The organism is Acinetobacter sp. C15, from assembly GCF_013420645.1.
Lineage (GTDB): Bacteria > Pseudomonadota > Gammaproteobacteria > Pseudomonadales > Moraxellaceae > Acinetobacter > Acinetobacter indicus.
Genome location: NZ_VOXR01000123.1, coordinates 1 through 1303, shown reverse-complemented (window position 1 = coordinate 1303; position 1303 = coordinate 1). Strand labels below are relative to the sequence as shown.

The 1303-nt window shown below is 44.7% G+C and carries 1 pseudogene; it reads right to left on the bottom strand.

Annotation, left to right across the window (positions count from 1 at the left end):
- Positions 1 to 106: 106 nt before the first annotated feature.
- A pseudogene (locus FTT63_RS15440) lies at positions 107 to 1246 on the bottom strand (ISNCY family transposase); the annotation flags it as partial.
- Positions 1247 to 1303: the final 57 nt, after the last annotated feature.

The following is a 1303-nucleotide window of genomic DNA, read 5'->3' as shown; positions in this document are numbered from 1 at the left end:
AATACCAACGAACAGCCCAAAGAATGATTTCACCTTGAAAGTGCCGACCGTGGAAGGGATTCATCTGCTGTATCTCGAAATAAATAAGATATTTAGCTTATCATGTCAGCCTATTTGCAACAGTGCCGTTGATCTTCCGTCCTTCATGCATGAGGGCCACAGTGCCATCCGGGTACTCCAGAAATGAAATGTATTGCCCAACAAGCTTATGATTCAGCTCTGTCGGTTCAAGCAGATAAATACACTTGTCATAGGTGATGGTTAGGTTCTTCGTGACCTTACGCGGTTCCTGCCAAGTGAATATATCCTCCAGCTCAGCATCAGATTCCGTTAAAGATCGATGTAAATTCTTCGAGTTTCTCGCACACTTGGCAAACTTCTGATTGAAGTGCTCAATGAAGCAGGGTAGCCATGCATTGGCTTCGGCAATTGAACTGATGCCTTCCAGACGCATCTCCTTGATCAAACGGTCTTGAAGGGTTCTATTCGCGCGTTCTACGCGACCTTTAGCCTGTGGTGAGTTGGCAAAGATAATATCAATATTTAACTCGTTCAGAATCCGCCCAAATTGCGTGATCTGGCTGTCTTTCCTGGATTTCTGATTAACTCTGAATACCGAATGTTTGTCGCTATAAAAGGCCAGAGGTTTGCCGTATTGTTCAATGTAGGCTCGGGTTGAAAGCATATAGTCGAAGGTGGTTTCCGCCTCACAGAAGCGTAGATGCAACAGCTTTCCAGTGGCATCATCGATATACACCAATAAACAGCACTTAGCAGCGCGTCCTTCGAACCAGTCATGATATGAGCCATCAATCTGGATCAGCTCACCGAAGCAATCCCGGTTATAACGTGGCTGATATGGACGTTTAAGGCGCTTGGATCGCGGAATCCAGAGGTCATTGGCCATCATCCAGCGCCGAACCGTTTCTACCGGGATATTCAGGTCAAATATGCTGCTGAGCTTCTCATGCGCCAAGGTAGGTCCAAAGCCCAGCAGATGTTCAGAAATAATGGAAAGACATTTTGATTTTAATAACTCATCATGGCGATGATGGCCAGGTTGACCACGACTGGCATGTGCCAGACCTGAAACACCGTCTTGATTGAGTTTCTGCAATAACCGGGTAATTTGACGAGTGGAAAGATTCAGGATTTCAGCAGCACGGACCTGGGTAAAGAGATGGATCCGTAAATTTGAACAACTCCTATAAGTGATATTCTGCTCCTCAAATGATGTTATAAACATCAATATATGGAGTATTTTATGGCACGTAGACCAAGAAGAAATCATTCAAATGATTTT